At 70.5% G+C, this 2,258-nt stretch carries 2 protein-coding genes and 1 pseudogene; 1 reads left to right on the forward strand and 2 read right to left on the reverse strand.

Annotated elements, in window-relative coordinates; translation table 11 throughout:
* A partial coding sequence (locus tag VF542_RS05340; protein WP_408650671.1) for a hypothetical protein occupies positions 1-219 on the reverse strand: 219 nt, incomplete at its 3' end.
* On the reverse strand, positions 216-1,718 hold the full coding sequence (locus VF542_RS05345) for an SDR family NAD(P)-dependent oxidoreductase (protein ID WP_408650672.1): 1,503 nt from the start codon (positions 1,716-1,718) through the stop codon (positions 216-218). The genes VF542_RS05340 and VF542_RS05345, both read right to left, overlap by 4 nt.
* Positions 1,719-1,835: 117 nt before the next feature.
* Between VF542_RS05345 and VF542_RS05350 the strand changes: the two are divergent.
* Positions 1,836-2,258, forward strand: a pseudogene (locus tag VF542_RS05350) (glycosyl transferase); the annotation flags it as partial.

Raw genomic sequence — 2,258 nt, forward strand, 5'->3', positions numbered from 1 at the left:
CTGCCGGTAGAAGAACCGCCAGGGCTTGCTGCCGCCGATCATCTCCAGCCCGCTCAGCATCCGCTCGGGACCGAACCGGTCCAGCAGGTCGTCCACCACGTAGAGCGCCAGGCTGGCCAGGGCCACCGTGCCCAGGCTGTCGCCGAGGCTGGCTACCAGCAGCACGCCGTAGAGCGCGAGGAGCAGACCAACGATGACGGCGGGGTAGAGCCGCCTCACGAGGCGCCGTCGAGCAGCCGGACGTCGGCCTCCGCCTCGGCCTCGGCCTCCGCCTCGGCGACCGCCCTGGCAACCTCCTCGGCCTCGGAGTTGGTGCTCGGGCCGGCCTCGCGGCGGACGTCGACGACATGGCCGGTCAGGTCGGAGGCCAGCACGTCCAGGACGGTGGAGGCGACGGCCTCGCTCTCGAGCAGGGTGCCTTCGGGTTCGTCCCCGAAGGCCTGCAGCCGCATCGGGGTGCGGGTGCGCTCGGGATTGATGACGTTGACGTGGATGCCCTCACCCGACCACTCGTCCGCCAGCGCCTGGGCGAGGTTGACCACCGCGGCCTTGGTCGAGGAGTACAGCGCGTAGTCGGCCCGGCCGCGGGTGTAGGAGCTGGAGGTGAACAGCACCAGATGACCGCCGCTGTCGCGCAGGTACCGCTCGCTGGCCCTGGCCACCGTCACCGGGCCGAGGTAGTTGATCCGGATCTGCTCGACCACCTGCTCGTCGGACATGCTCGAGAGCTTGCCCTTGAGCAGCTGCGCCGCGCTGAGCACCACGGCGTCGATCCGGCCGGTCTCGGCGGCGACCTGCTCCAGGGCCCGCTCGACGGTCGCGGCGTCCTGGACGTCGGTCCCGGTCGCGGACCGGCTGAACCGGAAGACCCGGCAGCCGGCCAGCTCGGCCAGGGTGGCGACGTCGCTGCCGATCCCGTAGCTGCCGCCGAACACCACCACGGTCTTGCCGCCCAGGATGGCTCGCAGCTCGTCCGGTGTGCGGGGCCGCGCCAGATGTGAGGCGAGCTGGAACAGCTTGTCGGCCAGGAACAGGTCCAGCGGGTAGGTGACCTTCATGTTCTGCTCGTCGCCGGCCACGACGTAGATCGGCACCTCGGGCAGGTAGCGCAGCACCACGCCGCAGTCATCGGTCGCGCGGAAGTCCGGGTCCTCGGCGGCCACCTGGTAGGCCCGGCGGATCGTCGAGAGCCGGAAACCCTGCGGCGTCTGGCCACGGCGCAGCCGGCTGCGCTCGGGGATCTCGATGATGTGGTCGTCCTCGTCGACCCGGATGATCGTGTCGGCCGACGGGATGGCCACGTCCACGGCCTCATAGGTCCGCAGCGCCGTCACGCAGGCATGGACCACCGCCTGCGACAGCAGCGGCCGCACCGCATCGTGGAACAGCACGTTGCACTCGGCCTCGCCCAGCGCGGCCAGCGCCGCCCGGGTGGAGGCGTTGCGGTCCGCGCCGCCGGGCAGCACCCGGGTCAGCTTCGGGAACTCGCTCTTGCCCAGCAGCAACCGCTCGGCGTCCTGCACGAAGTCGCTCGCCATCATGACGATGATCTCGTCGATGTCCGCACAGTCGTGCAGCGCCGCGACGGTGTGCTCCATGACGGTGCGGCCGGCCACCTTGAGCAGCTGCTTCGGAATGTCCAGCCCGACCCGCGAGCCGGTGCCGCCGGCCAGGATGACTGCGATCGTGGGCACTCGATCCTGCGTGGCGGCTGTCATGAGAGCAATTATGCAGGGTTCATCTGTCGTTCAGTTCGCAGCAACGCCCGGGCTGTGGCTCGGTCGGGGCCGCCACCGCGGCCGATAAGCTGCGGGCCGGCGGAGCGGAGGCAGACGGTGAACGTGCGGTTGCGCGGCAGGGTGCGGCGCCTCGGCGGGCGGCTCATCCGACGGCTCGGGTTGCTGCCCGAGGGCGATCCGGACGGTTTGGGCGACGATGAGGCCTTGCGCGGGCAGTCCCTGCCGTTCTCGGTGCTGCTGTACTTCCCGGAGACGACGACCAACCTGTACCAGCTGCGGCAGTGGTACCCGGTACTTCAGCGGCTCGACAGCCGGCACCGGGTCGGCATCGTCTGCCTCGACAGCCGCAGCGCCGCCGCGATCCGCGCCGAATGCGACCTGCCGGTGGTGTGCTGCGGCCGGATCGGCACGCTGGAGGATCTCGTCTCGCGCAGCGATGTGGCGCTGGCCCTGTACGTCAGCCACAACATCCGCAACCTGCACCCGCTGCGGTTCCCCACCATGCTGCACGCCTATCTC

The organism is Jatrophihabitans sp. (assembly GCF_036389215.1).
In the GTDB taxonomy this organism is placed as follows: domain Bacteria; phylum Actinomycetota; class Actinomycetes; order Mycobacteriales; family Jatrophihabitantaceae; genus Jatrophihabitans_A.

What these genes read in the sequence shown, in the direction of transcription:
- VF542_RS05345 (WP_408650672.1), bottom strand. Translation starts at nt 1,718, where the DNA reads ATGACAGCCGCCACGCAGGATCGAGTGCCCACGATCGCAGTCATCCTG.